Annotated in this window: 31 protein-coding genes; 9 read left to right on the plus strand and 22 right to left on the minus strand. The window is 36.2% G+C overall.

Going from position 1 to position 26,417, the window contains the following annotated elements; translation table 11 throughout:
- Nucleotides 1-2 precede the first annotated feature (2 nt).
- Genes M0R38_01585 through M0R38_01595 form a run of 3 tightly spaced genes read left to right on the plus strand, consistent with a single transcriptional unit; the run spans nucleotide 3 to nucleotide 2,850 of the window.
- On the plus strand, nucleotides 3-1,274 hold the full coding sequence (locus M0R38_01585) for a dihydroorotase (GenBank protein MCK9480438.1): 1,272 nt from the start codon (nucleotides 3-5) through the stop codon (nucleotides 1,272-1,274).
- Nucleotides 1,275-1,279: 5 nt separating this feature from the next.
- Entirely contained in the window at nucleotides 1,280-1,867 is a 588-nt protein-coding gene (locus M0R38_01590) for a DUF4199 domain-containing protein (protein ID MCK9480439.1), read from the plus strand.
- 11 nt (nucleotides 1,868-1,878) lie between these two features.
- Nucleotides 1,879-2,850 carry a glycosyltransferase family 2 protein gene (locus M0R38_01595; GenBank protein ID MCK9480440.1) on the plus strand — a complete coding sequence of 324 codons (972 nt, stop codon included), beginning with the start codon at nucleotides 1,879-1,881 and terminating at the stop codon, nucleotides 2,848-2,850.
- A gap of 8 nt (nucleotides 2,851-2,858) precedes the next feature.
- Here the strand turns inward: M0R38_01595 and M0R38_01600 are convergent, their stop codons facing one another.
- Nucleotides 2,859-3,542 carry an N-acetylmuramidase family protein gene (locus M0R38_01600; protein ID MCK9480441.1) on the minus strand — a complete coding sequence of 228 codons (684 nt, stop codon included), beginning with the start codon at nucleotides 3,540-3,542 and terminating at the stop codon, nucleotides 2,859-2,861.
- A gap of 132 nt (nucleotides 3,543-3,674) precedes the next feature.
- Between M0R38_01600 and M0R38_01605 the strand changes: the two genes are divergently transcribed.
- Nucleotides 3,675-4,142, plus strand: coding sequence for a MarR family transcriptional regulator (locus M0R38_01605; GenBank protein MCK9480442.1), 468 nt, complete (start codon nucleotides 3,675-3,677; stop codon nucleotides 4,140-4,142).
- On the opposite strand, the gene atpG is transcribed toward M0R38_01605, so the two are convergent.
- The 16 genes from atpG to M0R38_01685 all read right to left on the minus strand — a co-directional run bounded on the left by atpG (nucleotide 4,139) and on the right by M0R38_01685 (nucleotide 14,682).
- The gene (gene atpG / locus M0R38_01610) at nucleotides 4,139-5,020 is read right to left on the minus strand and encodes an ATP synthase F1 subunit gamma (protein ID MCK9480443.1); all 882 of its coding nucleotides are present in this window, start codon (nucleotides 5,018-5,020) and stop codon (nucleotides 4,139-4,141) included. The genes M0R38_01605 and atpG overlap by 4 nt on opposite strands.
- Before the next feature lie 16 nt (nucleotides 5,021-5,036).
- Nucleotides 5,037-6,617: a F0F1 ATP synthase subunit alpha gene (gene atpA / locus M0R38_01615; GenBank protein ID MCK9480444.1), complete on the minus strand. Its 1,581-nt coding sequence runs from the start codon at nucleotides 6,615-6,617 to the stop codon at nucleotides 5,037-5,039.
- Between the two features lie 8 nt (nucleotides 6,618-6,625).
- Nucleotides 6,626-7,162: an ATP synthase F1 subunit delta gene (gene atpH, locus M0R38_01620; protein MCK9480445.1), complete on the minus strand. Its 537-nt coding sequence runs from the start codon at nucleotides 7,160-7,162 to the stop codon at nucleotides 6,626-6,628.
- A gap of 2 nt (nucleotides 7,163-7,164) precedes the next feature.
- Nucleotides 7,165-7,677, minus strand: a complete 513-nt coding sequence (atpF, locus tag M0R38_01625; GenBank protein ID MCK9480446.1) for a F0F1 ATP synthase subunit B — start codon at nucleotides 7,675-7,677, stop codon at nucleotides 7,165-7,167.
- A gap of 69 nt (nucleotides 7,678-7,746) precedes the next feature.
- Nucleotides 7,747-8,001 (minus strand): ATP synthase F0 subunit C, encoded by a 255-nt coding sequence (gene atpE, locus M0R38_01630; GenBank protein MCK9480447.1) that lies wholly within the window; start codon nucleotides 7,999-8,001, stop codon nucleotides 7,747-7,749.
- Nucleotides 8,002-8,041: 40 nt separating this feature from the next.
- On the minus strand, nucleotides 8,042-9,124 hold the full coding sequence (gene atpB / locus M0R38_01635; protein MCK9480448.1) for a F0F1 ATP synthase subunit A: 1,083 nt from the start codon (nucleotides 9,122-9,124) through the stop codon (nucleotides 8,042-8,044).
- Nucleotides 9,121-9,516 carry a hypothetical protein gene (locus tag M0R38_01640; GenBank protein MCK9480449.1) on the minus strand — a complete coding sequence of 132 codons (396 nt, stop codon included), beginning with the start codon at nucleotides 9,514-9,516 and terminating at the stop codon, nucleotides 9,121-9,123. The genes atpB and M0R38_01640 overlap by 4 nt, the downstream gene beginning before the upstream one ends.
- Nucleotides 9,513-9,719, minus strand: a complete 207-nt coding sequence (locus M0R38_01645; protein MCK9480450.1) for an AtpZ/AtpI family protein — start codon at nucleotides 9,717-9,719, stop codon at nucleotides 9,513-9,515. The genes M0R38_01640 and M0R38_01645 overlap by 4 nt, the downstream gene beginning before the upstream one ends.
- A gap of 23 nt (nucleotides 9,720-9,742) precedes the next feature.
- Complete coding sequence (locus tag M0R38_01650) at nucleotides 9,743-10,168, minus strand: polymer-forming cytoskeletal protein (GenBank protein ID MCK9480451.1); 426 nt, start codon at nucleotides 10,166-10,168, stop codon at nucleotides 9,743-9,745.
- A 128-nt stretch (nucleotides 10,169-10,296) separates the two neighbouring features.
- On the minus strand, nucleotides 10,297-10,893 hold the full coding sequence (locus tag M0R38_01655; protein ID MCK9480452.1) for a hypothetical protein: 597 nt from the start codon (nucleotides 10,891-10,893) through the stop codon (nucleotides 10,297-10,299).
- Complete coding sequence (locus M0R38_01660) at nucleotides 10,874-11,338, minus strand: hypothetical protein (protein MCK9480453.1); 465 nt, start codon at nucleotides 11,336-11,338, stop codon at nucleotides 10,874-10,876. Before M0R38_01660 ends, M0R38_01655 begins: the two co-directional genes overlap by 20 nt.
- Before the next feature lie 171 nt (nucleotides 11,339-11,509).
- A complete protein-coding gene (locus M0R38_01665; GenBank protein ID MCK9480454.1) occupies nucleotides 11,510-11,842 on the minus strand; it encodes a hypothetical protein in 333 nt (110 codons plus the stop codon).
- 12 nt (nucleotides 11,843-11,854) lie between these two features.
- Nucleotides 11,855-12,079, minus strand: coding sequence for a hypothetical protein (locus tag M0R38_01670; GenBank protein MCK9480455.1), 225 nt, complete (start codon nucleotides 12,077-12,079; stop codon nucleotides 11,855-11,857).
- A gap of 274 nt (nucleotides 12,080-12,353) precedes the next feature.
- Nucleotides 12,354-12,749, minus strand: coding sequence for a hypothetical protein (locus M0R38_01675; protein ID MCK9480456.1), 396 nt, complete (start codon nucleotides 12,747-12,749; stop codon nucleotides 12,354-12,356).
- 187 nt (nucleotides 12,750-12,936) lie between these two features.
- Entirely contained in the window at nucleotides 12,937-14,181 is a 1,245-nt protein-coding gene (locus M0R38_01680; protein MCK9480457.1) for a hypothetical protein, read from the minus strand.
- A 63-nt stretch (nucleotides 14,182-14,244) separates the two neighbouring features.
- Nucleotides 14,245-14,682: a hypothetical protein gene (locus M0R38_01685; GenBank protein ID MCK9480458.1), complete on the minus strand. Its 438-nt coding sequence runs from the start codon at nucleotides 14,680-14,682 to the stop codon at nucleotides 14,245-14,247.
- A 229-nt stretch (nucleotides 14,683-14,911) separates the two neighbouring features.
- Here M0R38_01685 and M0R38_01690 point away from each other — a divergent pair, with 229 nt between their 5' ends.
- The gene (locus M0R38_01690; protein MCK9480459.1) at nucleotides 14,912-15,079 is read left to right on the plus strand and encodes a hypothetical protein; all 168 of its coding nucleotides are present in this window, start codon (nucleotides 14,912-14,914) and stop codon (nucleotides 15,077-15,079) included.
- A 13-nt stretch (nucleotides 15,080-15,092) separates the two neighbouring features.
- On the opposite strand, the gene M0R38_01695 is transcribed toward M0R38_01690, so the two are convergent.
- Nucleotides 15,093-15,668: a nitroreductase gene (locus M0R38_01695; GenBank protein ID MCK9480460.1), complete on the minus strand. Its 576-nt coding sequence runs from the start codon at nucleotides 15,666-15,668 to the stop codon at nucleotides 15,093-15,095.
- Nucleotides 15,669-15,677: 9 nt separating this feature from the next.
- Nucleotides 15,678-16,370: a TrkA family potassium uptake protein gene (locus tag M0R38_01700; GenBank protein MCK9480461.1), complete on the minus strand. Its 693-nt coding sequence runs from the start codon at nucleotides 16,368-16,370 to the stop codon at nucleotides 15,678-15,680.
- 90 nt (nucleotides 16,371-16,460) lie between these two features.
- On the opposite strand from M0R38_01700, the gene M0R38_01705 reads away from it, so the two are divergent.
- Nucleotides 16,461-17,084, plus strand: a complete 624-nt coding sequence (locus M0R38_01705) for a rhomboid family intramembrane serine protease (protein ID MCK9480462.1) — start codon at nucleotides 16,461-16,463, stop codon at nucleotides 17,082-17,084.
- 24 nt (nucleotides 17,085-17,108) lie between these two features.
- Here M0R38_01705 and M0R38_01710 read toward each other — a convergent pair whose 3' ends face one another.
- From M0R38_01710 to M0R38_01720, 3 genes are all read right to left on the minus strand, one after another.
- Complete coding sequence (locus tag M0R38_01710; protein MCK9480463.1) at nucleotides 17,109-17,807, minus strand: FKBP-type peptidyl-prolyl cis-trans isomerase; 699 nt, start codon at nucleotides 17,805-17,807, stop codon at nucleotides 17,109-17,111.
- A 121-nt stretch (nucleotides 17,808-17,928) separates the two neighbouring features.
- Nucleotides 17,929-19,422, minus strand: a complete 1,494-nt coding sequence (locus tag M0R38_01715) for an SUMF1/EgtB/PvdO family nonheme iron enzyme (GenBank protein MCK9480464.1) — start codon at nucleotides 19,420-19,422, stop codon at nucleotides 17,929-17,931.
- A gap of 76 nt (nucleotides 19,423-19,498) precedes the next feature.
- Nucleotides 19,499-20,503, minus strand: coding sequence for a PorP/SprF family type IX secretion system membrane protein (locus tag M0R38_01720; protein ID MCK9480465.1), 1,005 nt, complete (start codon nucleotides 20,501-20,503; stop codon nucleotides 19,499-19,501).
- 155 nt (nucleotides 20,504-20,658) lie between these two features.
- Between M0R38_01720 and porU the strand changes: the two genes are divergently transcribed.
- The 3 genes from porU to M0R38_01735 all read left to right on the plus strand — a co-directional run bounded on the left by porU (nucleotide 20,659) and on the right by M0R38_01735 (nucleotide 26,371).
- A complete protein-coding gene (gene porU / locus M0R38_01725; GenBank protein ID MCK9480466.1) occupies nucleotides 20,659-24,510 on the plus strand; it encodes a type IX secretion system sortase PorU in 3,852 nt (1,283 codons plus the stop codon).
- A 64-nt stretch (nucleotides 24,511-24,574) separates the two neighbouring features.
- Nucleotides 24,575-25,777 carry a type IX secretion system outer membrane channel protein PorV gene (gene porV, locus M0R38_01730; protein ID MCK9480467.1) on the plus strand — a complete coding sequence of 401 codons (1,203 nt, stop codon included), beginning with the start codon at nucleotides 24,575-24,577 and terminating at the stop codon, nucleotides 25,775-25,777.
- 66 nt (nucleotides 25,778-25,843) lie between these two features.
- Nucleotides 25,844-26,371: a hypothetical protein gene (locus M0R38_01735; GenBank protein MCK9480468.1), complete on the plus strand. Its 528-nt coding sequence runs from the start codon at nucleotides 25,844-25,846 to the stop codon at nucleotides 26,369-26,371.
- Nucleotides 26,372-26,417: the final 46 nt, after the last annotated feature.

Here is a 26,417-nt window from a genome sequence, read left to right on the forward strand (position 1 = left end):
AAATGAGTAAAGTAAAATTACTACAAGGGTTGACCGTAACTCACTCAAAATCAAAGATTGATGGTGAAAAGGTTGATGTTTTAATTGCAGGTTCAGAAGCTAAAATTGTAAAACATAACAGCCAAAAGGGTGATTTTGAAAAAATTGATTATTCAGGGTGTTTACTTACTCCGGCCTTTACTGATTTGAGTTTTAGCCTTCCTGACCCAGGATTTGAATTTAGAGAAAACTTTGAAAGCGCAGAGAAACTTGCATTAGCTGCCGGATTCCATCGTTTGTGTTGTTTGCCTAATACAGAGCCTGTGATTGACGGAAAAGCGGAAGTCAATTATTATATCAAAAATAGCAAACAATCAAAAATAGAATTTCTTCCGTTAGGAGCCATCAGCAAAGAGTTAAAGTCAGAAGAGTTAGCAGAATTGTTTGACATGAAGCGGGCAGGAGCAGTAGCGTTTAGTAATGGAGATAAAGCAATTAAGCAATCAGGATTGTTAAAACGAGCATTGTTATATGTGCAACCGTTTCATGGTTTGATTTTTAGCTTCCCCTTTGATGAATCTATTTCTATCGGAGGTGTAATGCATGAAGGAACTGTTTCTGTGAGTCTTGGGTTGAAAGGACAACCCGAAATTTCAGAATTCTTAATGGTTAAAAGAGATATTGAAATACTCAGATATACCGGAGGAAGACTGCATTTTTCAGGAATTAGCAGTGCTGAGTCTGTTTCTATTATTAAAGAAGCAAAAAAAGAAGGGCTGAATGTTACATGTGATGTACGCGCTTTGAATCTCCTTTGTACGGATGAGAGTCTTAGAAGTTTTGATTCATCTTTCAAAGTGATACCGCCACTCAGATCCGAAACCCATAGAAAAGCCTTGATTGCAGGACTAAAGGATGGTACTATTGACGCAATCAGCAGTGGACACAGACCTTTGGATGCAGAGGTGAAGGATGTTGAATTTATTTATGCAAAATATGGTGCAAATACCTTGCAATCAGTGTGGTCAAAGCTACTTACAGAGCTAAAAGGTAAAATTCAAGCATCAAAAATTGCTGAGGCATTATCATTGGGACCCGAACTAATTTTAGGAATTCAATCCCCTAAATTTGATTATGGTACTATTGATAACTTTATAGTTACCAGCCCGCAAAAATGGATTTTAGACAATGCAAACAATCATTCATTGTCTGATAACTCTCCATTTTTAAACCAGACACACCAGTATCGCGTTGAACTGGTTTTTGCTAAAAATAAATTAACCATTAATAAATAAAAAACATGGAGGAAAACCAAAATCCTGAAGTAACAGACTATGATGCATTATTGAAAAGTCATAAACCTTTCAAGATTGCATTGAAATATGGTGTATTGCTTGCGATGGTTACTATTATTATAGATTTAGTATTCTTTATTATTACAAATGATCCAACCGCAACGAGCAGTGGCGGATTATCTGTGTTACAAATGGTAGTCTTGGGAGCACTCACAATCTATCTTGCATCTAAAGAACATTCCATGAAGGATTTACAAGGCTATATACCGTATAAACGCATTATGGGTATGGGTGCCTTAGTTGGGTTGTTTAGCGGTGTAGTTACAGGTTTGTATGCTGTTCTCAAGTCAAAATATATGTATGATCCAAATTTAGACATAGAACTAAGGATTACCGAAGAACTTGAGAAAACTGCTTCTACAATGTCTGAAGAGGAGTATGAAAAGGCAAAAGATATGGCAATCAAGTTTGCCAAAATATTTATCTCTGCACCGGTGATGTTGGTAATGTCTATACTCTTTTCTACATTTTGGTCATTTATTCTAAGTCTATTAGTTGGATTAAGTTTCAAAAAAGAATTTCCACAAGATTAACGCTTGATTGAATGTTAGATATTTCACTTGTCATACCGCTTTTAAACGAAGAAGAATCTATACAGGAGTTGGTCTCATGGATAGAGCGAGTAATGCAAGAACATCAATATTCTTATGAAATTATCATGATTGATGATGGCAGTACTGACCATAGTTGGAAAATAATTTCTCAACTCAATGCACAAAATCCTCAACTAAAAGGAATCCGATTTAGAAGAAATTATGGTAAGTCAGCAGCGTTAAATATTGGATTTGCTAAAGCGGAAGGAGAGTATGTTATCACTATGGACGCTGACCTTCAAGATAGTCCTGATGAAATTCCAGAACTATATAAGATGATGAAGGAAGAGGGTTATGATTTGATAAGTGGATGGAAAAAAGTAAGATATGACAATACATTTACAAAGAATCTGCCTTCTAAACTATATAACGGTGTAAATAGAAAAATTTCAGGACTGAAATTACACGATATGAATTGCGGTCTCAAAATATACAAGAATGAGGTTGTGAAAAATATCGAAGTATATGGTGATATGCACAGATACATTCCTGTTTTAGCAAAGAATGTAGGTTTTAAAAAGATTGGCGAAAAAGTAGTACAACACCGAGCACGTAAATACGGTAAGACCAAATTTGGTATTGAGCGGTTCTTAAATGGATTTCTTGATTTACTTACTCTGACATTTGTGGGTAGATTTTCCAAAAAACCTATGCACTTTTTTGGAGTTTGGGGGGTATTATTTTTCTTCTTGGGTTTCTGTGCCTCTTTAGGAATCGGCATTCACAAACTATGGGTGCTTTATCATGGCGGTCAAGCGCCTTTGGTTACTTCAAGCCCATACTTTTATTTAGCTCTACTATGTATGATTTTGGGTGTGCAGCTGTTTTTAGCAGGTTTTTTAGGAGAGTTAATTTCTAGAGAAAGTAAAGACAGAAATACATACTCAGTTAAGGAGATGCTGGGGATTTCGCATAATGTGTAGGAGCAAAATCAATCCTTTGAAGGCTGCATTATTTGTGGTTTATTAAAGTATTCCATATACTTTAGACCATTCGTAACGTAATTAGGATCGTAAGTACGTGGTGCTCCTATTGGGTGCGGTCTGCCGGTGTTATGAATGTGAAAAGCATCTTTGAATCTTCCTTTTCTCAGCATTTTGCCATACGTTTCATTGATCCATTTAACTCCCCAATACACACCGTCATCACCCCTGATATCCGCTATTTTAATGTTTAGCAATAAACATTTATATCCCATAAGTTGAAAAGGACCCCATGAACTCGCTAAGTTTCTGAGAGCTTCATCAGTTGCGTCTGAGAGCATTGAAGGGGTAACGTGCTCATAATTGGATATCTTGCCCTCTTTTACTTCTATTAATCTTTTGTACACATGTTTCTCAAAACGAGGTTTTACTATTTTCCTGCCGGAACACTCCAGCATGCAGAGTGCTTTCAGAAAATGTGGTGGAAGGTCGAATGTGCCGGCTGCCAAGTCAATACTTTTTCCATAATTGATTTCAACTTGTTCTAATCCGGAAGGATTAAATTGTGTCTCAAAATATTTAAGTGATTGAGTGCGATGACTGTATATATAATATGCTCCACCTACAATTATGCACAAGAGAATCAAAACCCATAATTTTCTACTTTTCTTTCGGTGTCTTTTAGCACTCATTATAATGTGTTGCCTGCTTTGAAACAGTTGTGCAAATATCTGTTATTAAATTGGTTTTTATCTATACACAAAATGTGTCTCTCAATAGAATAACTGTTCATTTGTATATTGTCATAGGCCTATCTTTGCAACATGTCTATCGTACAAGAACTTAAATTACTGAAAGTAACTTCTGCGCTCCATTTAGCGCATTTGAATGTTCTTTTTACTTCGGGATATATACATGGGAAGATTGCACAAATTCTCAAGCCATTTCAACTTACCGTAGAACAATTTAATGTGTTGCGTATTCTCAAAGGTGCTAACGATACTCATCTATGTATCAGAGATATTACTTGCAGAATGATAGATAGAAATTCAAATGTCAGTCGTATTGTTGACAAACTCGAAGCCCATCATTATGTACGTAGAAGTCCATCGAATGAGGATAAACGTGCCAATGAGGTATTGCTTACAGAAAAAGGCTTAAATCTTATTACAGAAATAACTGAGATAGTACAACCCCAATTTAATAAGCTTCTTAATTTAACTGAAGAAGAGGCAAAAGACCTCAATCATTTATTAGATAAAGCGAGAAGTCGAGATGCTACAAAATGTTAACCGGCTAATGCAGCTGCACCACCAACAATCTCAGATATCTCATTGGTAATGGCAGCTTGACGTGCTTGGTTGTACTGTAAACGCAAAGATTTTAATAGCTCACCCGCATTTTCAGTTGCTTTATCCATCGCAATCATTCTTGCTCCATGTTCAGAAGCAAAAGAGTCAAGGAGGTAACGATAGAATTTAGTTTTAAGCGTTCTTGGAATAAGCTCTTGTAAAATTTCAAATTTACCGGGCTCAAAAATATAGTCATTATTGAGCGTAGTCTCTGAAGAGACTGTAATTTTTACAGGTAGAAATCTGTCATGAACCAAGACCTGAGTAGCAGCATTTTTAAATTGATTGTAAATAATCTCAACACTTGAATATTCATCGTTCAAATATGCATTCAATATTGTCTCTACAACTGCATTTGCATTGTTGCTGTTTAAATCTTGGAAAATGTTGATATACTTAGTGTTAATATTCAGATTGCCATCTTTTTTTAACGTATCATATCCTTTCTTTCCAATTGGTAGTATTTCTAGCTGTTGATTTTTAACAAGATCAGCATAATTACCTGTAATCAAAGATTTAGTTTTCTTAATTACATTGGCATTAAAAGCACCGCACAGCCCTCTGTCGGAGGTGATAACCACCAACAGTGTTTTACCTTTTTCTTTTTGTTTAAAAAATGCAGAAAGTCTTTCATCGTTAACGCTATCAGATAGATTTTGAAGAATATTGCTTAGAGCCTTTTCATAAGGTCTCATTTGCATAATACCTATCTGCGCTTTTCTCAACTTTGTAGCAGAAACCATTTTCATTGCTTTGGTAATCTGCTGTGTTGAGATTGTACTAGAAATTCTACCTCTTACTTCTTTTAAACTTCCCATTTGTATGCTAACTTAATCAAATAAACCCTTTTGACACTTCATCTGCTACAGATGTAAGAACTCCTGTAATTGCATCGTCAATCTTGCCGGATGCAAGTTGATTCAAGGTTTCTTTATGCTTGTTTTTAAGTGTATCAAGATAACTTTCTTCAAACGCTCTCACTTTATTTACCGGAATTTTATTTAATAATCCGTTGGTACCCAAATAGATGATCGCAATCTGTTGTTCAACCCTATAAGGATTATATTGTCCTTGTTTTAATATCTCTACGTTTCTTGCACCTTTTTCTAAAACAGATTTAGTTGCAGCATCAAGGTCAGAGCCAAACTTAGCAAACGCCTCAAGTTCGCGATATTGCGCTTGGTCAAGCTTTAATGTTCCTGCAACCTTTTTCATTGATTTAATCTGTGCACTAGCTCCCACACGAGATACAGAAATACCTACGTTAATTGCAGGTCTTACACCTGAGTTAAACAAGTTTGATTCAAGGAATATTTGTCCATCTGTAATAGAAATTACGTTTGTTGGAATATACGCTGAAACGTCTCCTGCTTGTGTCTCAATGATGGGAAGCGCAGTAATAGAACCTCCTCCTTTAACCATGCCTTTTAGCGATACTGGAAGGTCATTCATATTTGCAGTAATTTCATCGGATGAATTGAGTTTACAAGCTCTTTCAAGCAAACGAGAGTGTAAATAAAACACATCACCCGGATATGCCTCACGTCCCGGAGGTCTTCTTAACAATAATGACACCTCACGATATGCCACTGCTTGTTTAGATAAATCATCATACACAATAAGTGCAGGACGACCGGTATCACGGAAATACTCAGCAATAGCACATCCAGCCATTGGAGCATAGAATTGTAAAGGGGAAGGAGAAGATGCTGCTGCAGATACAACAACTGTATAAGGCATTGCACCTCTATCTTCTAAGGTCTTAACAATTTGTTTTACTGTTGATTCTTTTTGCCCACAGGCAACATAAACACAATAAACCGGTTGACCTTTTTCGTAAAATTCTTTTTGATTAATAATTGTATCAATAGCAACGGCAGTTTTTCCGGTTTGTCTGTCACCAATGATTAATTCCCTTTGTCCTCTACCAATCGGAATCATAGCGTCAATCGCTTTGATACCGGTCTGTAAGGGTTGTTTTACAGGTTCACGATATAATACTCCGGGTGCTTTTCTTTCAATTGGCATTTCAAAGAAAGGACCTTCTATTGCTCCTTTTCCATCAATTGGTTCTCCAAGTGTATTTACAACACGACCAAGCATCTTTTCTGATACATTGATAGATGCAATGGTTCCTGTACGCTTTACTGTATCACCTTCTTTTACTTGTGATGAACTACCAAGAAGTACAGCTCCTACGTTGTCTTCCTCTAAGTTAAGCACAATTGCTTTTACACCATTGGAGAATTCAATAATTTCACCTGATTGAACCTCAGATAAACCATGAATACGGGCAATTCCGTCTCCAACTTGAAGAACGGTACCAACTTCCTGCAATTCAATATCTGAACGGAAATTTGCGATTTGTTCTTTTAGAATTGCTGAAACCTCATCGGGTCTTATTGCTGTTGTCATACTATTAGTTATGCTATTTTAAATTCTTTTTTAATTTTATTTAATTGGCTGCTGATGCTTGAGTCAATCAGTGTATCCCCAAAGCGAACGACAAATCCGCCAAGTATTGATTTGTCTATTGTGTTATTTAATTCAATTTCATTTGCACCGGTTCTTTCTTTGACTAAAGATGCAATTGAATCTTGAGTTGTTTTTTCAATCGGAAGAGCAGAAACTACAGTTACCTTTACTCTTTTATTTTGAGTGTCATAGATTTCATAAAACTCTCTTATTACGTCTTCTAATATATTTTCTCTTCTTTTTTCACAAAGAAGATTCAGTGTATTTTGTATGATTTGAGAACTACCACCAAAAATCTTTTTTAATGAATTCATTTTGGTTAAAGAATCAATCGATTTGTCTTTAAGCAAGGCACTTAGAGCACTATTATCAGCAATAACATTTTCTAATGTTTTTACTTCATTAAGCAACTCTTCTTGTTTTCCGTCTTTTGCGTTCAGGAATAAAGCAGTGGCGTATCTTCTTGCTATTTTAATATCAGACATAATTAGTTTAGACTGGCAGTTTGTTTAACTTCAATATCTTTTAAATGATTGTCTATCAATCTCTTTTGCTCGTCATTTGAAGCTAATTCTTTATTGAGTAACTTTTCAGTAAGTTCAATTGAGAATCCGGCAATTTGAGATTTTAGTTCATCAATAGCAGCATTTTTGCTTTTTGCTATTTCTTGGTTTGCTCTTTCAATGAGCTTTGCACCTTCTACTTCAGCAGATTTTTTTGCTTCAGCAATAATCTGCTCTTTCATCTGCTTAGCTTCTTTGAGAATGGTTTCTCGTTCAGCCCTAGCTTGTTGTAGAAGTGCTTCATTGTCAGATTTCATCTGAGCAATTTGAGTTTTGGCTTCTTCGGCAGATTTGAGTGCAGACTCAATAGTGTCTTCTCTTTCTTTTAATGATTTCATGATTGGTTTCCAAGCAAATTTGCCTAGAATAAACACAAGTGTCCCAAAAGTAATGGTCATCCAAATAACCAAACTAAATTCCGGAGTTACTAAATCCATAGTCTCTTTTTTTAATAATTTGAAAAAATGCCGGTATTTAGGCTACCGGCAAAGCCTGTTGGTTTCTTATTAAAGTACGATTAGAAGGCAAATAACTAGGGCAAAGAATACCGCACCTTCAATAAGAGCAGCGGAAATAATCATGTTTGCTCTAATGTCACCTGATGCTTCAGGTTGACGTGCGATTGATTCAAGTGCAGTACCACCAATCTTTCCGATACCAATACCAATACCGATTGCAGCTAAGCCTGCACCAACTGCAGCACCGAATTTTGGAAGACCGCTTTCTGCGGCAGCTTGTAGGATAATTTCTAAAATTGACATGTTAATTAATTTTATTTGTTGTTATTAGTTTGATTTATTTTTAATGATGTTCTTCTGTTGCCATTCCGAAATACAGTGCTGATAGTAATGTAAACACATAAGCCTGAATAAATGTTACCAATATTGATAACAGACCCATGAATATGGTAAACAATACAGAAAATACTCCAACGCTCATTCCTATAGCTTGGCTTGTTTCTCCAAAGATGAAAATTAAACTGAAGAAGCCCAATGCTATAATATGTTCTGCAAGAATATTCGCAAATAGTCGGAGCATCAACACAAAAGGTTTAAGAAAAATTCCCATAATCTCAATAGGGATTAAGATTGGATACATCCATACAGGAACATCCGGTAATAATATATGTTTCCAATAAAATTTGTTACCGGAGAATATGGTAATTACTAAAGTAAATGCTGCTAAAACTAAGGTGATAGAAATATTACCTGTAACATTGGCTCCTCCTGGGAAGAATGGTATAATGCCAAACAAATTGTTTATCCAAATGAAGAAAAAGACTGTCAAAAGGAAAGGAAGGAATCTCTCATAATGTTTACCAACAGAGGGTTTTGCAATTTCGTCTCTTACAAAAAGAATAATTGGCTCTATCAGTGACTGAAATCCTTTAGGAGCCATGCCTTCACGCTTCTTATATGCTTTTGCAACAGATAAAAACACCAACAAGATTACGATGGAAACTATTATAAGTGAGGTGTTATTTTTTGTAAGTGAAAAATTATAAAAACTGCTACCGTCCTCAGTTTCTAACACATACCGATATTGCTCGTCTTTGTATGCAAGTTTGTAACCGTGATATGGTTCGTGTCCATGATGAAATTTTGATGAAAGAAAAAAATCAAAGCCTTTCTCCGGATGATAAACAATGATTGGTAGAGGAATGGAAACAGGAGTGCCATTTATATCCATGATGTGCCAATCGTATGCATCCTTTACGTGACCCATTATCATTTTGCCGGGAGCAAATTTTTCATGGTGTGCCGGTTCAGAATTTGCTCGAATGGATGGAGTTGATAAGAAAAACAGCGAGAGTAGCACAAATGAAAGCAAATATTTGCAATTCAAATTTAGTGTGAGTCCTTTATTTATGGGAGTTTTCGTCATCTTTGGCGCGTTTCTGAATCGAGCCGCAAATTAAATGCTAAAAATTTAATTTCAAAAGCCATGTAGATAAAATATAAGAGAATATTTCCTATGACAAATTGCATCTTGCCTATGTCGCTGATAATTAGCGCAATAGCAATAAAAGAAAGCGTAAATAATAATCGCAAAATCATGCTTGTGCCAAGTGTTTTGACAAATATTTTGTTATTATGAGCTTTGATACCAAATGAAGTGATGAAAAATAATATGAGTGTCAGAATAAAGTAAAATATATTGCTAATACGAAGCCATTTTATAGTCTCAGGATTTTGGATAATAAGATAATTTACCGTCTCAATAATAATGGTGAGCGCAATAAAAATCAAGGTTATAATGAAACTAAATTTCTTCATTTGATAGTCCTGATTAATTGATAAATGCTAAGGGCAACTCCTGATAATGATAGTATGAGTGTAAAGATTGGGATTTTAGTAGTAAAATGTTTGTCTAACCGGAAACCTATAAAAGTAAATAATAGGATGATAATTACCATTTGGAAAGCAATTCCCGAATATTTGATATAATTAAACCCTGAATTGTTTTTTTTGTTTTCCATAGTAATTGCTTGGAAAGTGAAACTTAAGCACTTTCCAAGTTATTGTTCTGTGAAGGTGTGCTTGTTGAAGGAGTTGTTGGTGTATTGTGGCTTTTTGGTTCTTTCATTGTACAAGTGCCATTAAACTCAGCACCATTTTCAATATTAATTTTGTTTGTTTTGATGTCGCCATTAATAAGGGCGTTTTCTCTAAGAATCAATGTTTCTTTTACTTCAATATTTCCCTGAATTTCTCCGGAAATATCAGCGTTGATTGAGTAAATAGTCCCTGTTACTTTACCGGTTTTGCCTATCACAAGCTTTGCTTGGACTTTTAAATTTCCTTCAATAAAACCATCGAGACGAAAGTCATTGTCGCATGTCATGTCCCCTTTTATTTTGACACCGTTTCCTATTACGTTTAGCTCTATGCTTCCTTCTGGAGTTTTGTCATTTTTCTTGTTTAGCATACTGCAAATGTAATTATGAATTATAAATTAAAAAGTTGAAAATTGATTTGAAGATTTGACAATTCTGGCATTGTTGGAATCATACCACAAGGAAATATGGGATAGAGGAAGAGTAAGAAGCAATTTTTTTATTCCACAAACGGCTTTACTAGGTTGTAAATAGCCTCAAAAGAATCTTCGTCTTTGTTTATTCCAACTTTTACAGCTCTTACTATCCCGTCTTTGTCTATTACGAGAAGGAGAGGATAGTTCTTTATATACCGCACATAGGTTATTTTGTCAGCACCTTCTCTCAATAAGTGATAGTCCACCCGCCCTTTGATATTGTATTTTTCCATAAGCTTGTCCGCCAAAGGCGATTTTGTAATGGGGTCAATGGGGGCTATAATTATGATCTGTATTTTATCTCCTAAAGAATCCAAAAGCCTTGAATAACTTTGCATAGCAATCAGGCAGGGGAAACAAGACAAAAAATCATATTCCAGCAGAATTATTTTATCGGGTTTGGTAAAAACCAAAGTGTCCATGTAGTCGGCAAAAGGGGCGGTATCATATTTGTTGTTTAGGAAAAAGGAATCGTTGGATACTGTGGGAACTTCTGATTTAGGTATCGTGTTGTTGTAATTAATCCTTTCGCATGTGTCAAGCTCAAAATAGGGATAAATATCTATAACAGTGTCCTTGTAGCGGATATTGGAAAAAATCTCAGTTTGCGTAACAGCCAAGCCTGCAAATTCTTGTACTACAATAGATCCTTTGCCCTTGTTTGTCGATGAAATATTTGTGGTAAACAGAGCTGTCTTTCTTAGTGAGCAGGAGAGAATCTCCCATTTCTGTAGAAATAACGTCAAAATTGTAAATACTAGAATCTTTCCATACTTTATCCGCTTTCAGATGGAGATAGGGCAAGACTTCTCTCTTGAGTACATAATTAAACCGTTTTTCAGTAGAGTTTTTTTTACAAATTTGTAGCTGCTCACTATCAAGTAAACTGATATACCAATAGTTGTCTTTTAACTGGAAAGTTATGAATTCATCCAAATCATCTCTTTCTGAATAATCATATTCATATAAATAGTGAAGGGAATTTTTCTTGTCGGAGTAAAAGGCGGTAGTGTGCAGGGTGGTATCTGTATAAGCATCATTATGTCTCATATAGTCCCATTCCACATAGAAGCTGCTGTTTTAGTGAAAAGAATCTAGCTTGCTAATCAGGGCAAGGGCTTTGTCATAGTGGGATTGAGCATGAATACTAACAAAACTATACCAGCACAGCCACAGGCAAATAACTTTGGCTGTGGGGGTATATAGTAAAGATTGATATAAGTTGGTTTTCCTCATTTATTCTATGGCAAAAGTAACAGAAGTCGCACGGATCATCAAATAGGGGTAATTATCCACCTGTTGAGTGTCTTCAATTACCAAATCACTGCATTTCATACAATGACCTGCGGCTACACAATCCAAACAACCGTCCATTTGCATGGCAACCTCATAGTCATCATTTGTTATTTTCTTACAAGGACATGATACAGTCAGATTTCCACCATTGACAGCATAGACATCCCCTGTGCCGTTGTTATCAATAAAATGCCAGTACATATCTGTGGTTTGGGGCAAATACAGTTCATTTGTTAATGGATTTAAGCTCGCTCCTTCTCCTATTATTTGCACTCCCTCTTTATCTCATGAGGTTGCTACATCTGTAGCCCTGATAACATTTACGCTGTTATTTCTGTAGAGGGTAACAGTATATACAAAGGTTTGCAGGGAATCCTCAGGATTTATCTTTCTGAACAGCAGGGTTGTGGAAGTGATAGCGGGGACGGTATCAAAGGTAACATCAGAGGCATTGATTACCAGAGGAACAAAAGAGCTAGTGCCGCCCTGTGCTGTGGATCGTCCACACATAATGCAATTAACGGCATAACATTTTATACAGGTTCCGTCTCCCGTACTTACCGCTTTTGCTTCGCATGCGCCTCCTGAGTTGTTCTCTCATGGGCAACTAATGGTTATTCCTGACCCGCCACCTATAACAACTTGCGTGCCTCCGCCAAAATCTTCATCTACTCCGAACCAGTCTTTTCCCGAGATATTAGGCAGTAGTCAGTTATCCCCAAGAGAGGGTTAATTGCATAACCACGATTTAAATCGTGGTTATGCAATTAAGATTATTTTTGGCTTATCCAAAAGGGTAGCCGAATGCCACTAAAATCTTGGCTATCAGGTGCAGTACAAAACGGCTGTCATCTCTTCTAACCCTGAAATACACCAAAAAGAAAATGTTCAGCAGCCCGTAAATAATCGCAACAATTTTCATAGCCTCATTTCCCTTGCCGCCAACCAGAAAGAACAGATACGAAAGAATAAGCGTATTGCAAAGTACTAGGAAAGATAAAGTAGTGTCAATCCTCATACTTTCCTTTGTTAAAAAGAGTTTTCCCGGAAAGAAATACAATCCCGCAAGAACAACATAGCCAATGTACAGCAGCGAACTCATGTTAAATGCCGACATGGAAACATACAATACAATGGCAAACGCCAAGACTCCTGCATCTGTTTTTAGTGATTTTGTCATGGTGTTTTTTCTATTCAATTGGGTGCTAATGTATGTTAAATGTTCCACTTGTGCTAATTGTTGAGTCTATTAAAAGAGTTTCGATAAATATTTGATACCCTAAATGATTTACAGTAACAGTAATAGTTTCTGCACCATTCACATTAATACCTTTAGAATAATGCCCTAAAGTACACCTCGTAAAAGTCTAATAGATTTTGAAAACAAGAAGTTTTAATTTCTTGTTTTCGTTTGTTTTATAAGCGTAAAAACTGTGAGGAGTTTGGTTTTCCTGCTCATTATTTTCCAAAAAATCAAGGATGTCTTCGCAATAAATTAACAGATATTCCCCACAAAGAAATCCCTCACTCTTTATATTTACTCTGCTTAAATCTATATAAGAGCTTATTTCTAGTGAAGGTTCTTTTGAGTTGCGTTTGTTATTATTATCTATGTGTTCATATAGTCTAACAGCTATAATGCCTCTGGTTTCTTCATCCAAATGGTACTTATAAACCTCGCTGACAAATGTTATGGGAATACCGTTGTGGAGTATACCAGTATCATAATGGTGATAGGTAAGAATAAAAAACGAATCACTTAGCAATATTCCCACAGAACGTCTGTTCTGTATAACAATATCGTCTGTTTCTTCAAGTGTTTCATATTGAGGGTTCTTTTTGTAGGACTTCTGGATTGCAAGCACCTTACTTTTAATCGCGGTGGTGTATTCCGATTCAAAAAAGGTGGTTTTATATGTCTTGCCGTTGTTTATCAAAACCATATTGCCCTCAAAATCTATTATGCCGAGCGTTCCGTTTTCGCTTCTGTCCATTAGCCATAAAGGTTTGTAGATAGATAGAAAGTTCAGGGAATCAATTTTGTTGTACAATGTTAAATAATGACTGATTGTTGTGTCCTTTTTCGTACTTTGAATATCAATCTCTATAACTTTGAGAAAACCGTCTTTAAAAGAAACAGGGCTCTGAGCACTTGCCACATAAACCCTTTGAGAATTTTGAGCTAAAAACAATTCATTATATACAAAGGCTTTGTCTTTAACCTCTATTTTACAAGTGTATTTGTAGGTGTCTTGAAATCTTCTGAAAACTTGAATTATGTTACCCCAATCCAAAAAGCAAGCAAAAGAATCCGTTATAATTACAGAAACAATATTTAGGGGTTTATTCTCTATTGCGTATCTGCCATGAATTTTACCGTCCTGCTTAGAAACCATAATTATGGTATCCCCTATCGTATTTCTGTCATAAACAAGGGCAGCAATGCGCTTGCTGTCCGATACTCCGTCAATGTGAGTAATTGTTCTAGTATCACTTCCCGTTAAATCAATAGAATGACTATAAGTCAGCTTGTTTTGAGCGAATGTTGTGTAATTGTTAAACAATAGAAACAAACCCAACATTAAAAAAAAATTTGAATGTGTTGTGTTCATAGTATCAGGTAGTTAGACAAAAAATCCGTATAATATACGGCTTTTTAAAGGGTGTTTTAAGTTTTAATTTAGTCTTTCTACTGTAATTTCTCCTGTGTCTGTTTCTTCATCATTTTCTGTATGGTCCCATTCCACCCTGTAAATTCTAGATTCGGTTTCCCCTTGAACGGATACTACAATCTGATGTAATCCTGCCAAATTCCCAAGCTCAAATTGTTGAATTGCATAGTTGAGTAAGAAATTGCCTTGCGCAACATCAACATGGTCTAAATCAGCCGTTGGATTGTACACAATGGAATTGGGACATTTTGTTGTTCCCGCACCCGCACAATCAATACACCACTCAACTAAAGGTCCATCAGAGGTTTGGTAGGTACACAACTCCTTAGAAACACTATAACATCTGAAGTTTTTGCTGCAAGCATCAATTTTTCTGCTTAAAACAGATAGAGCAGCGAAACTTGGCGTTGTGAAAGCGGTTAATATGACAACCGCAACCATTTTTTTACTACGGCAAATCAAAAACATCTTGCCCGTTCCCGCAAGCTATAAATTACAGCGCAGCGCAATAAATTATAGCAATATGCTTTATTTGACCCATGAAAACAGGCGAAACAATCAGGAAAATCCGCACAGACAAAGGTATTTCGCAAGAGTATCTTAGTCAGTTGTTGGGTATATCGCAAAATGCGGTACACTAGATAGAGGCAGGTAAAAAATCCCAAACGTATTGGAATTATCTCGCATTGCAGAAATACTGAAAGAACCTCTAAACAAATTCTTGGACTTGCCAACTAATCAGGAGTTTACCAATTGTAAAGACTCCGGTAATGTGGTTAATATTCAATTTCCACCCGAACTAATTAAGATTTTGGAAAAGCTGGCAGACAAACTCTGAGCGTATAGTCTCCTCAACACCAATCAATGTAGTCAGTTGCGTGAGGTCTGTTTGCTTGGGTTCTTTTATTTTCTATATGTCCGACATAAAAAAAGCCTAGACATTTGTCTTGTTCTGACAAGTTTAAATACGAATGGACTTCCATTGAATGGGCAAGTGTGCCTGTACTCCAATATCCACCGACATGCTCAAAGTTCAGCAACCCTAAATAAATATTCTGCACTGCACAAGCAACCGCACAAATTTCTTCTATTTCAGGCACCCTCAATGCTTCGTCCCTTTTCATGCAAATAGCAATAATATGTGAGGCTTCATGGGGTATTTTGGCAATCTTTTCGACTTGAGCTTTAGTCAAAGGGTCGGAGGGAGAATTTTTGATGGTTATTTCCAAAAATTTGTTGACTAAGGATTGCAGAGATTCTTTATGAAAAACCTTGAATCTCCAGGGGTAAGTCAGTTTATGGGTGGGTGCTTGGTGTGCACATTCCAACAAGTAATCAATAACAGAGTTATCAACCGTTTGTCCGGAAAACTCTTTTCTGAAGTGCGATCTTCGTGTTTTTAAAATTTCAAGAATATCGAAAGACATACTGTTGAGTTAAGAGTTAAATTCTATAAATCGCTCTATGTCATTTTGTTTTCCTAGAACAATTAATTCATCACGTTCATACACAACTAAATCTTTTTGTGGTACACCTAATAAATGATATTCAGTTTCTAGATATCCACCTTTTTCAATTTCAAAAGGTCTCTTAATCGTAATTAAATTCATATTGTAAGATTCAGAGAATTTAATCTCGCCAATAGTCTTATTGCAAATACCTTTAGGCGGAGATAATTCAACAATCTCGTAATTATCAGGTAGTTGTAAAAATGTTTTAACATTAGGGTGAATTAATCTTTCTGCAACAATTTGCCCAACCTCTTCTTCAGGATTAAAGATTTCTGTGATGCCTATTTTTTGTAAGATTAATGTCTGGTGTTCAGAGGCTGTTCTGGAAATGATTCTATTTACTTTCAGTTCTAAAAGGTTCACAACAGAAAGTAGTAGTGCTTCAAAATTTTCACCAATAGCCACAATGACCGCATCCATTTCTTTAATGCGCAAAGACTCTAAAGAACGCAAATGAGTTGCATCAGCTTGAACAGCATGAGCCACTTCATCTTTTAGTGCATCAACACGAAAGGCATCTTCATCAATTGCTATAACTTCAGCACCTCTTAAGGATAGGTATCGAGCAATTTTTGACCCAAATCGTCCCAAACCGATAACAGCAAAACGTGTGTTCATTTAGCCCTCAAACTTAGTTTTTTTCTCATTGGTAGTATGGTTATTCAGTGAAAATATTTTATTAATAAGCGTACCTTTGTAGAAGGAGTTTTGGCTAAAATTAAGTTTTCTATTATTGTCTCAATGCTGTTTAATTGCATAGTGCTTGTGTGTTTTCTATTACAACATTTATTTGGCTTGTTTGAAGTAAGAACATTGGCAATCCAACCCGGTGATTGGTATCATTTTTATGGAATATTCACAACTGTTTTTGTGCATGCGTCCACGCAGCACCTGCTGTTTAATATTATTCCACTTTTTGTTTTGATTACACTTTTGTTAAATTTCTATATGAAAGTGTTTTTAAGAGTGCTCCTGTTTATCTGGCTTGTAGGCGGGTTAGGGGTGTTTTTCTTTGGTGCTGACGGGTATCATGTTGGTGCAAGTGGACTTGTTTTTGGATTAATTGCATTTCTGATTATCAGTGGATTTGTCAGACAGAATCGCACGTTATTGACAGTGTCTTTATTGGTAGTAGTTTTCTATGGAGGGTCATTGTATGGTGTTTTACCGCTGTCACCTACTGTAAGTTGGGAGGGACATTTGTTTGGTGCAATATCCGGTCTGATTGCTGCAATTTTATGGCGAGACAAAGGACCCGGAAAGGATTTGCACCTATTTTATATAAACAAAAAAAGTCAAGAGGATGATGAGTATTTACATTTCTCCAATTGACTTTTTATGCTAAAATCGAATATGCTATTTTATTGCATACATCTCAATTTTATAAATAAGAGCTTTGTTAGGTGGCATTCCTCTGAGCTGTGGTGTTTTGCCAAATCCTAATTCATAAGGTACATAAAACTCATATATTGCACCTTTTCTCATCATTTGTAATCCTTCCACCATGCCGGGCCATGCAGCAGATACAGGTACTTCAATAGGATCTTCTATATCTCTTGTGTCTTCGAAAATTTTGCCATCAGGTAATTCCACTCTCAGATGGATTACAACTGTATCTGTGATATTTGGATTTGGTCCTTCTCCTTCTTTTACGACTTTCCACAATAGTCCGGTTTCTGATTTATGTACACCTTCTTCCTTAGATTTATTGCTGATAAAATCGCTGCTTTCTTTTATGTTTTTTTCAGATAGGTTTTCTTGTATAATGTCAATATGTCGTTTAACAATATCTTCATATAATTCCGGAGTAATCATCCAACCTGAATCCTTGCTGAATGCATCTTTCATACCTGCAACTAACGCATCAAAGTTTAAATCGGTCAACTGTCTTTCTTTAAGCTGTAAGCCATAGTTGAAACCTGCTGCGAAACTGAAAGAGTCTGTTAGGTTTTTCAAAACCGCCTTTCCATTAGTTTGATTCTTGTTACCACATGAAATCATGGATGTCACAATTGCTATTGTGCATGCAATGCCTAAAATAAATTTGCTTCTCATAATTGTTTAAATGAGGCGCAAAAGTAGAATTTTATTATGATATACCGTAACCACCCTGAATGATTATTAAAAAAAAAACAGGATTTAAATCCTGCTTTTTTAATGTTTATAAAGATTGTTTTTAACGTCTTTTCTTTGAACCGGTTGAAGGCAATCTTTTGTTAGCCTTTGGATTGTTACCAACAGGGGATCCTACGCGAATCATTGCACATCTAAATCCTAAGGTAGGGAGTGCAAGTTCTTCATCAAGAAATCTGCGCGTTCCGGGTGCCATCCAATATGCTCTGTCATTCCAAGAACCACCTTTGAAAATTCTGGCTTTGTTATTAACCAATGAAGTTGTTCCATATTCATAGAGTTGATCGCCTCCCATATATGTCTCTTCATCTTTGTATCCAATATTATCTGCCTTTTTGTAGTTTCTTCTTTTTGTGTTTTCTTCAATAGAAACCAATCTATATTGCAAACGACCTAGAGAATCTTTCTCTTCCGGATCACCATATTCATCAAGAAGAACAGTTTTGAAAACATTTCCTCTAAATGGATTAAAGTCATCCACATCCTCCCAGTTTAAAGGTCTGTAAACATCCATTACCCATTCAGAAACGTTACCTGCCATGTTATACAGGCCATAGTCATTAGGCCAATATGAATAAACAGGTGTAGGGATAAAACCGGCATCATTGAGTTGGCTGGCAATACCACCTTGGTCTCCACGACCGCGTTTGAAGTTTGCAAGCATCATGCCTCTTTCTCTTTCTCTAGAACCTCTTGCCCATCTGACAGTTAAATCATTCCAAGGGTAAATTTTGTCTTGTTCAACATTTTCGTGTTCTGAGTTTCCAATCAAGGCTTTTGCAGCAAATTCCCATTCTGCTTCAGTTGGAAGTCTGTATTCAGGTAATAAGATACCATCTTCAACCATAACTCTACGGGTAGCCTTTTTCTTCATCTTATAATCTCTTGGTTGATATTTCTTTTTACCTAATTTAGGAATATCATATACCCCTGATAGGTAAGCAGCAGTGTTAAAGTTGTTTTCTTCTAACTCTTGAACCGGGTCATAAATCATAATACCTTCTCTGTCTAAAATCATTGTGTTCACCCTATCTGTTCTCCATGCTGCAAAATCAGTTGCTTGCAGCCAGTTTACACCTACAACAGGATAATCTTTGTATGCAGGGTGACGTAAATACAATTCAACATAAGGTTCGTTGAATGCTAATTTGCTTCTCCAAACTAATGTGTCAGGTAATGCCTTTTTGTAAACATCGTAGTCAGGGAAAACGCGTAATAACCAGTAGAGGTATTCTCTGTATTGTTTGTTACTAACCTCAGTTTCATCCATGTAGAATGATTGAACAGTAACTCTGCGCTCAAGATTGTCATATTTCCATTCTACGTCTTGTTCTTTAGTACCCATTAGAAAAGTTCCACCTTCAACTAGTACAAGACCGGGTCCGGTTTCTTGACCAGGATAGTCATGGTCTTCAAAACCTCCCCAACGAGGGTCGTTGTAACCCCAACCTGTTGTAGCAGAACGCTTTTTGCTACATGAGGCAAGTAATGCAATTGAGGAAAAAAGAATCAGTGCAGAAATAAATTTTGTTTTCATGCTATTTTTGATAGTCTGTTAATAACTGTTAAGGGGGCAAAAATATTGTTTTTTGTGTTAAAAAAAAGTGAAAAAGTTAAAATTCAGGACATCTCATTGGTTTGAATCTTGTGGGAATCTTAGGAATACACCACTCAATAGTCGCTGTAATTTCATGTGAACTTCTTACTGCACTACGAGCTGATGAAACCGTAATGTCTGCACTGTATGCAAATTTAAATCGATCTTTTCTAAACCCAAATAGAATCATCAATGCATCAGAAGTTTTGTAATGTCCAAAAGCTTGGCGGAACCACAATCCGGTAACAAGGGGTCCTCTGTTTATATAAAAACCAAGATTTAATTGTGTGAATGTTTCTTGGTTCATAAATAGAATATTGGGAGAAAAAGTGCTTTGTGCATTTTTGCGTTTATCAAGCGGCAGTACAGCTCCTGAATGGAAAGTGAGTCGTCTTGGCACTTTTGTGTTTGCCGCGTCATTATCATAGAAAGATTCCTTAGGTTCTGTGATATTATGAACAGCCAGTCCTGCATAAAACTTACTTGAATAACCAATTAAGCCTGCTGCAAAATTTGGATAGTTTACGCGATCTACAGAGTGTTTCTCTTGTGTTTGGTATATAAATCCTCTAATAGGGTCAATTTGATCTGCCCATTTTAAGTTGTCCCAGTCAATACTTTTTTGAGTAAATGTTCCTTGAATTCCGGCTCGTAGATAGTATCCTCTACGTTCATTCAGCGGTAATACATAAGCATAAATTGCGCTTAAGGATACAGTAGTTAATCTGCCTGCACCGGCTCTGTCATAGAGTGCCATAAATCCCAATCCTCCATTAATTTCGTCAACGTGTTGGTCAAATGAAGCTACCATGGTTCTATATGTACCGGGTAGTCCGGGCCATTGGTTACGATAGTTAATTGAGAATCGTCCGGCAGCGTTGTTTGCACAAAAAGCATTTCCTGCCATTGCAGGGTTCGTATAAACAGGCGCAGCGTAAAACTGTGTTAATTCAGGGTCTTGACCAAAAATATATCCGTTGAGGAATAGTATGAGTCCAAATGTAAGTAAATGTCTCTTCATAATTAATTATGGGTGGCAAAGATAAGAGAATTAAATAACAATAGATAGGGGCTTTGTCAAATATTCTGCGATAATTGATGTAACGGTATTTGTTTGTCGATATTGTGTACTAATTACTCAGATTATACGTTTATTTGAAAACTAAAATCGGTTGAATGAGTTTCCTAAGTAAGAGAGGGTGTTTTCTTCTATTGATAATTGTATTTTGTTTTAGCATACTGCATGCGCAAGAACAGAAAAGGGTCTTAAGTTGGAAATCCTATGTTAATGTAAATAACGAATCCATTCCGTTTTGCGAACAATGTGATTTGAGTTTTGATGGTCAAGATCGTTATATATCTTATTATGGCGAAAGATTTAAAGGTTATTCGCATGAGAATTTTGAAGCCATAATCTCAGATAAAATCTATACTGCTGTAAATCTTAATGGTGGAATATATAATGAAATGTCGAAAAACGTGGTTGATGAGGCTGATACTATACAAGCTGTTACACAATATGAATCAGGAAATCCGTATTTGTTTATTCGATTTAGAACATTGAGAAAAACTGGTTCAACAATTGAAAAGTTGGAAAGTTTTACAATCAATATAACGCTGCGAAAAGTATCGCTGCCGACTACGCCAATCGTTCGCCCTGGTCGAAGATCCGGGTGGACCAATACAAGTGTGTTGGCAACCGGAACATGGTTTAGAGTGACTGTTGCACAAGAAGGGATTTACAAAATGGATGTTGATTTTCTGAAAGGACTTGGAGTTGAGCTGTCAGGGTTAGACCCTAGAACTATTAAAATCTATAGTGGACATGGAAATATCTTGCCGGAAAAGAATTCAGTTGATAGACCCAAAGACTTGGTTGAGAATGCTATCTATGTCAAAGGTGAACAAGATGGTAAATTTGATGCTGATGATTATGTGCTTTTCTATGGTAATGCCCCTAGTAAATTTGTCTTTGACTCGGTTGCGAATGATTATAAGTATAGCAAAAATTTCTATGCAAAAGAGACCGTGTATTTTATTACATATGGAGGAGTTGCAGGTAAAAGGGTGGCAAGCAAGTTATCTAATAATGCAGATAATTCAGATTTGGATGTGTCTGAGTTTGATGATGTTTTTCGAAGCGAAACCGACCAGACGAACTTAATTAAATCCGGCAAAATATGGTATGGCGAGCATTTTGACAGGGTGCTTTCTTATACGTTTTCACATGATTTTCCCAATAGAGTTGCAGGAAGCGCAGTTAAAATTAAAACAATTATGGTTGCACGCTCATTAACACCATCTTTATTTAAACTAAACTTAAATGGAGTAAATGAACAAATTTCTATTGGAGCATTAGGTACATTGGATTATGAAAGCCCTGTAATTGTAACACCTACTCAGAGTGTGCTAAATTTTGCATCAGTTTCCGGTAATACATTAAACCTCACTGTAACATACAATAAGCCACTGTCAAGCAGCGAAGGTTGGTGTGATTATGTGGAGTTTCATGTCAAAAGAAAATTAGTACAATCGGGTGGTCAAACCGTGTTTGCGAATTTAGCTTCTACCCAAGTGAATAAAACCAGATTTGAGTTGCAAGGTACAGAAAATATTGTCATTTGGGATGTTTCAGACCCATTTGATATGCAAATACAGCAAACAGACTTTTCCAATAATAAACATCAATTTGTTGCAAATACAAAAACTACTTTGCGCAAGTATATTAGCACCACTTCATACTTGATTCCTAAAGGTAGTTCAAAGGTTTTCAATCAAAATATTCATGGTGTTCGAGATGTTGATTATATCATTGTTACACATCCGGATTTTAAAAGTGCTGCTGAGCGTTTGGCACAATTTCATAGAGATAACACGAGCTTGAATGTTCAAGTTGTTACAACAAGAGAAGTTTATAATGAGTTTTCACACGGAATTCAAGATGTAACGGCTATCAGAGATTTTATGAAAATGTTGTGGGACGAGGCTTCCACACCTGCTAAGAGACCTAAATATTTATTGCTGTTTGGGGATGCAAGTTATGATTTCCTTGATATTACAGAGAATAATACCAATAGAGTACCCACTTTTGAATCAGTTGATTCTCACAATCCGGGAGTGTCTTATTGTTCTGATGATTATTTTGCATTAATGGATGACAGTGAAGGGAATATGGATGGGATTTCAAATATTGGAATGTTGGATTTGGCTGTAGGACGACTTGTAGTGAATTCAATTAGTGAAGCTGATGCTGTAGTGAATAAGCTTGTAAATTATAACAATAAGACCTCGTTTGGTAATTGGAGAACAAGCTTTACTTTTTTAGCTGATGATATGGATAGTGATTGGGAGAAGGGATTTGTGTTGGATAATGAACGATATACTGAAGTAGTGGAAGAGAAGTTTCCATTCGGATTGTTTAATAAAATCTATTTGGATGCATATCCTCAAAAGTCAATGGGCGGAGGGGAACGTTATCCTGATGCTGTTGAGAGTATAAACAACAATATTGAAAAAGGAACATTGCTTTGGTCGTATAACGGACATGGAGGAACATTCGGCTTAGCATCGGAAAGAGTACTTGTTATTCCTCAAATTAACGCTTGGCGGAATATCAACAAATTGCCTCTTTTTGTAACCGCAACTTGTGAGTTTTCTCGCTATGATGACCCTGCCATGGTTTCAGGAGGTGAAAACACCTTGTTAAATCCTTATGGAGGTGCAATAGGCTTGCTCACTACTACCCGATTGGTATTAGTTTCTACCAATATTGCAATCCAAAACTACTTGTATGACAATTCTTTTTATGCAGTTGATGACCAAGGTTTCACACCCATGGGTTTCATTTATAAGGCAACCAAGAATCGCCCAAGCCCGGGAAGTGGCGACCGATTTTTTACATTTCTTGGAGATCCGGCATTGAGATTAGCAATCCCTAGATACCGTATCATGCTTGATTCGTTGAATGGTGTTTCTCTTACTAATGGCAATGTAGATACATTGAAGGCGTTGTCAAAAATTACCTTAAAAGGACGTGTCATAAATGACGATAGTACTACAAAAACAGATTTTAACGGTATTGTATATCCGACTGTTTTGGACAAGCCTGCGACTGCGCAAACACGTGCAAACGATGCCAACGCAAAACAACTTGATTACCAGATTCAGAATAACATTATATATAGAGGAAGAGTGCAGGCAACGAATGGAGAATTTACTTTTTCATTTATTGTTCCAAAAGACATCAACTATAGATTTGATAGCTCAAGAATATCAATCTATGCCGAAAATCAGCAGATAGATGCTGCCGGATATGAAAATAGAATCATAGTAGGAGGATCTGCGGATTCTGCTGGAACTGATAACAAAGGACCGTCAATTTCGCTCTTTATGAATGATTTTAGTTTTGTAAATGGAGGGATGACTACTGCAAATCCTGTGTTTTTGGCAACTCTATATGATGAAAATGGCATCAATACAGCCGGTTCCGGTATTGGCAGGGAGATTATTGCAACTTTAGACAAAGGAACCCAGCAAGAAAGAAGTATTGTGCTCAACGAATTTTTTCAGACTAAAGTTGATAGCTATCAAGAAGGAGAATTGAAGTATCATTTGGCAAATCTACCTGCCGGTAAGCACACAATCACTCTGAAAGCTTGGGATGTTTATAATAACTCTGCAGAAGCCACACTTGAATTTATTGTTGACAAAGATGAGGACATAGTGTTGAGCAATATTTTGAATTATCCTAATCCTTTTAGCACACACACAAATTTCCATTTTGACCATAACAAGCCGGGACAAGATTTAACTGTTCAAATTCAAATAATGACCATTAGTGGTAGGGTAGTTAAGAATTTCTATTCTGAAATAATCGGTGCTGAGTCGCATATCCAAATATTTGATTGGGATGCCAGAGATGAGTATGGAGATAAACTCGCTAAGGGTGTTTATATTTATAGGCTTCGAGTAAAATCAGGAGATGGAAAATGGGTTGAGAAATTTGAAAAGTTAATGCTGCTAAATTAAATCTGACTTTGAAATTATTTTAAATAAATTTGCCCCCTCAATATTTAATATTTATCAGAAACGAATGTTAATCAATAAAAAGAATAGTATAGGTTTCATAGTTCTATTTACGTTTACTCTTTGTAATTCAATTGTTCATGGACAAGTAACCAAAAATCAATTAGCCGGTCAACAAAACGTAATCACAACCGCAGTACCTTTCTTAACTATTACACCCGATAGCCGTTCAGGTGCAATGGGAGATGCAGGCGTTGCAATCAGTCCTGACGCGAATTCAATCCATTGGAACGCATCGAAATTGGCTTTTGTTGAAAAACCTATTGGTTTTGGTATATCCTATGCTCCTTGGCTTAGACATATAGTTCCTGACGTGCAACTTTCATACTTATCAGGTTTTTCGAGGATTAATCAAAATAGTACTGTTGGAGGCTCTTTCAGATACTTTTCCTTAGGTAATATTAATTTTACAGATATTACGGGTAATCCAATGGGTAGTTTTGAACCCAATGAGTTTGCTATTGATGGTTTCTATGCCACAAAATTGTCAGATAAAATGTCATTGGCGGTAACGCTGAGGTTTATATATTCAAATTTAGTAGGTACAAGAACCGGAAGTGGAACATCTGCAAGCCCTGGAATTGCCGGCTCCGGTGATGTTTCTTGGTATTATAAAGATAAACTTAAAAAATCCAAAACACCGACAGAATACGCTTTTGGGGTAGCAATTACTAACTTGGGTTCCAAAATTACTTATACCAATGCACAAGAAGCTGACTTTATCCCAATGAATTTAAGACTTGGTACAGCATGGACATTTAATATTGACGAGTTTAACTCATTTATGGCAACTTGTGATTTTAATAAATTGTTAGTGCCGACCCCAAATTACAGAAGCCCCACTAATCCGGATTCAATCATAGGAAGAGATCCGAGAGTGCCAGTTTTGCAAGGCGCTTTTCAATCATTTTTTGATGCACCCGGTGGATTTAAAGAGGAATTAAATGAGATTACTATCAGCTTAGGTGCAGAGTATTGGTATGCAAAGACTTTTGCATTACGAATGGGATATTTTCATGAAGCAAATACAAAAGGACAGAGAAAATACATTTCATTTGGAATGGGTTTGCGATATAATGTGATTGGAATCGATGCTGCTTATTTGGCTCCATTTCAACGTTCTCATCCGTTGCAGAACCAGTTACGATTTTCTTTGCTTCTTGATATGGAAGCGTTCTCTAAAGGAGCAAATGCGAAGACCTCCAAATAAGAAATATACAATTAAATAATATACATTAATAAAAGAATTATATTTGCCACGCAAAAAATAAACACAATGAAAAAGAGTATTTTTTACCTAATCCTTTCTGTAATTGTCATGTCAGTTACCTTTTCAGGTTGTAAGTATGAGGATGGACCCTTCATGTCGCTAAGACATAAAGCTGATAGATTTACCAATGTATGGAAATTCACAAAGGTTACACTTGATGGAACTGAGATTACCGATCAGTACAATAGAACAAACTTTATGATAACTTTTGAAGTATTACGTGATGGTGGATTTGGTTTTAATTATAGGGATAAAGATGGTAAAATCTTAGATAGAACCGGAATGAATTCAATCTATGAAGATGCATCAAAAGAAATAGGTGCTGAAAAAACACCATTTGTTTATCAAGGTTCAGGTCATTGGACGTTTGTGAATAATCTTAAGTCTGTGCAAATGAAGTATGAATTGTCATTCAAAGACGAGAGTGACATTCCGGTATATGACATTAAAGAATTAAGAAACTCTAAAATGAAACTTACAGGTAAAGACCCCGACTCAGGCAAAGAAATCGAGTTGGAGTTTGAGTCCCTTTAAAAAGAAACAAAACGAAAGCCTCAAAATTCCCTTGAGGCTTTTTTAT

The sequence above is a fragment of the Bacteroidia bacterium genome (genome assembly GCA_023228875.1).
In the GTDB taxonomy this organism is placed as follows: Bacteria; Bacteroidota; Bacteroidia; order NS11-12g; family UBA955; genus JALOAG01.

Coding starts and splice junctions, on each gene's coding strand:
- M0R38_01710 (MCK9480463.1), bottom strand. CDS start 17,807: ATGAGAAGCAAATTTATTTTAGGCATTGCATGCACAATAGCAATTGTG.
- atpH (MCK9480445.1), bottom strand. CDS start 7,162: ATGTCTGATATTAAAATAGCAAGAAGATACGCCACTGCTTTATTCCTG.
- M0R38_01700 (MCK9480461.1), bottom strand. CDS start 16,370: ATGAACACACGTTTTGCTGTTATCGGTTTGGGACGATTTGGGTCAAAA.
- M0R38_01590 (MCK9480439.1), top strand. CDS start 1,280: ATGGAGGAAAACCAAAATCCTGAAGTAACAGACTATGATGCATTATTG.
- M0R38_01685 (MCK9480458.1), bottom strand. CDS start 14,682: ATGGTTGCGGTTGTCATATTAACCGCTTTCACAACGCCAAGTTTCGCT.
- M0R38_01715 (MCK9480464.1), bottom strand. CDS start 19,422: ATGAAAACAAAATTTATTTCTGCACTGATTCTTTTTTCCTCAATTGCA.
- M0R38_01680 (MCK9480457.1), bottom strand. CDS start 14,181: ATGAACACAACACATTCAAATTTTTTTTTAATGTTGGGTTTGTTTCTA.
- M0R38_01695 (MCK9480460.1), bottom strand. CDS start 15,668: ATGTCTTTCGATATTCTTGAAATTTTAAAAACACGAAGATCGCACTTC.
- M0R38_01605 (MCK9480442.1), top strand. CDS start 3,675: ATGTCTATCGTACAAGAACTTAAATTACTGAAAGTAACTTCTGCGCTC.
- atpA (MCK9480444.1), bottom strand. CDS start 6,617: ATGACAACAGCAATAAGACCCGATGAGGTTTCAGCAATTCTAAAAGAA.
- porU (MCK9480466.1), top strand. CDS start 20,659: ATGAGTTTCCTAAGTAAGAGAGGGTGTTTTCTTCTATTGATAATTGTA.
- M0R38_01670 (MCK9480455.1), bottom strand. CDS start 12,079: ATGTGTGGACGATCCACAGCACAGGGCGGCACTAGCTCTTTTGTTCCT.
- M0R38_01600 (MCK9480441.1), bottom strand. CDS start 3,542: ATGAGTGCTAAAAGACACCGAAAGAAAAGTAGAAAATTATGGGTTTTG.
- M0R38_01735 (MCK9480468.1), top strand. CDS start 25,844: ATGAAAAAGAGTATTTTTTACCTAATCCTTTCTGTAATTGTCATGTCA.
- M0R38_01675 (MCK9480456.1), bottom strand. CDS start 12,749: ATGACAAAATCACTAAAAACAGATGCAGGAGTCTTGGCGTTTGCCATT.
- M0R38_01720 (MCK9480465.1), bottom strand. CDS start 20,503: ATGAAGAGACATTTACTTACATTTGGACTCATACTATTCCTCAACGGA.
- M0R38_01645 (MCK9480450.1), bottom strand. CDS start 9,719: ATGGAAAACAAAAAAAACAATTCAGGGTTTAATTATATCAAATATTCG.
- M0R38_01595 (MCK9480440.1), top strand. CDS start 1,879: ATGTTAGATATTTCACTTGTCATACCGCTTTTAAACGAAGAAGAATCT.
- M0R38_01585 (MCK9480438.1), top strand. CDS start 3: ATGAGTAAAGTAAAATTACTACAAGGGTTGACCGTAACTCACTCAAAA.
- M0R38_01640 (MCK9480449.1), bottom strand. CDS start 9,516: ATGAAGAAATTTAGTTTCATTATAACCTTGATTTTTATTGCGCTCACC.
- atpE (MCK9480447.1), bottom strand. CDS start 8,001: ATGTCAATTTTAGAAATTATCCTACAAGCTGCCGCAGAAAGCGGTCTT.
- atpG (MCK9480443.1), bottom strand. CDS start 5,020: ATGGGAAGTTTAAAAGAAGTAAGAGGTAGAATTTCTAGTACAATCTCA.
- porV (MCK9480467.1), top strand. CDS start 24,575: ATGTTAATCAATAAAAAGAATAGTATAGGTTTCATAGTTCTATTTACG.
- atpF (MCK9480446.1), bottom strand. CDS start 7,677: ATGGATTTAGTAACTCCGGAATTTAGTTTGGTTATTTGGATGACCATT.
- M0R38_01650 (MCK9480451.1), bottom strand. CDS start 10,168: ATGCTAAACAAGAAAAATGACAAAACTCCAGAAGGAAGCATAGAGCTA.
- atpB (MCK9480448.1), bottom strand. CDS start 9,124: ATGACGAAAACTCCCATAAATAAAGGACTCACACTAAATTTGAATTGC.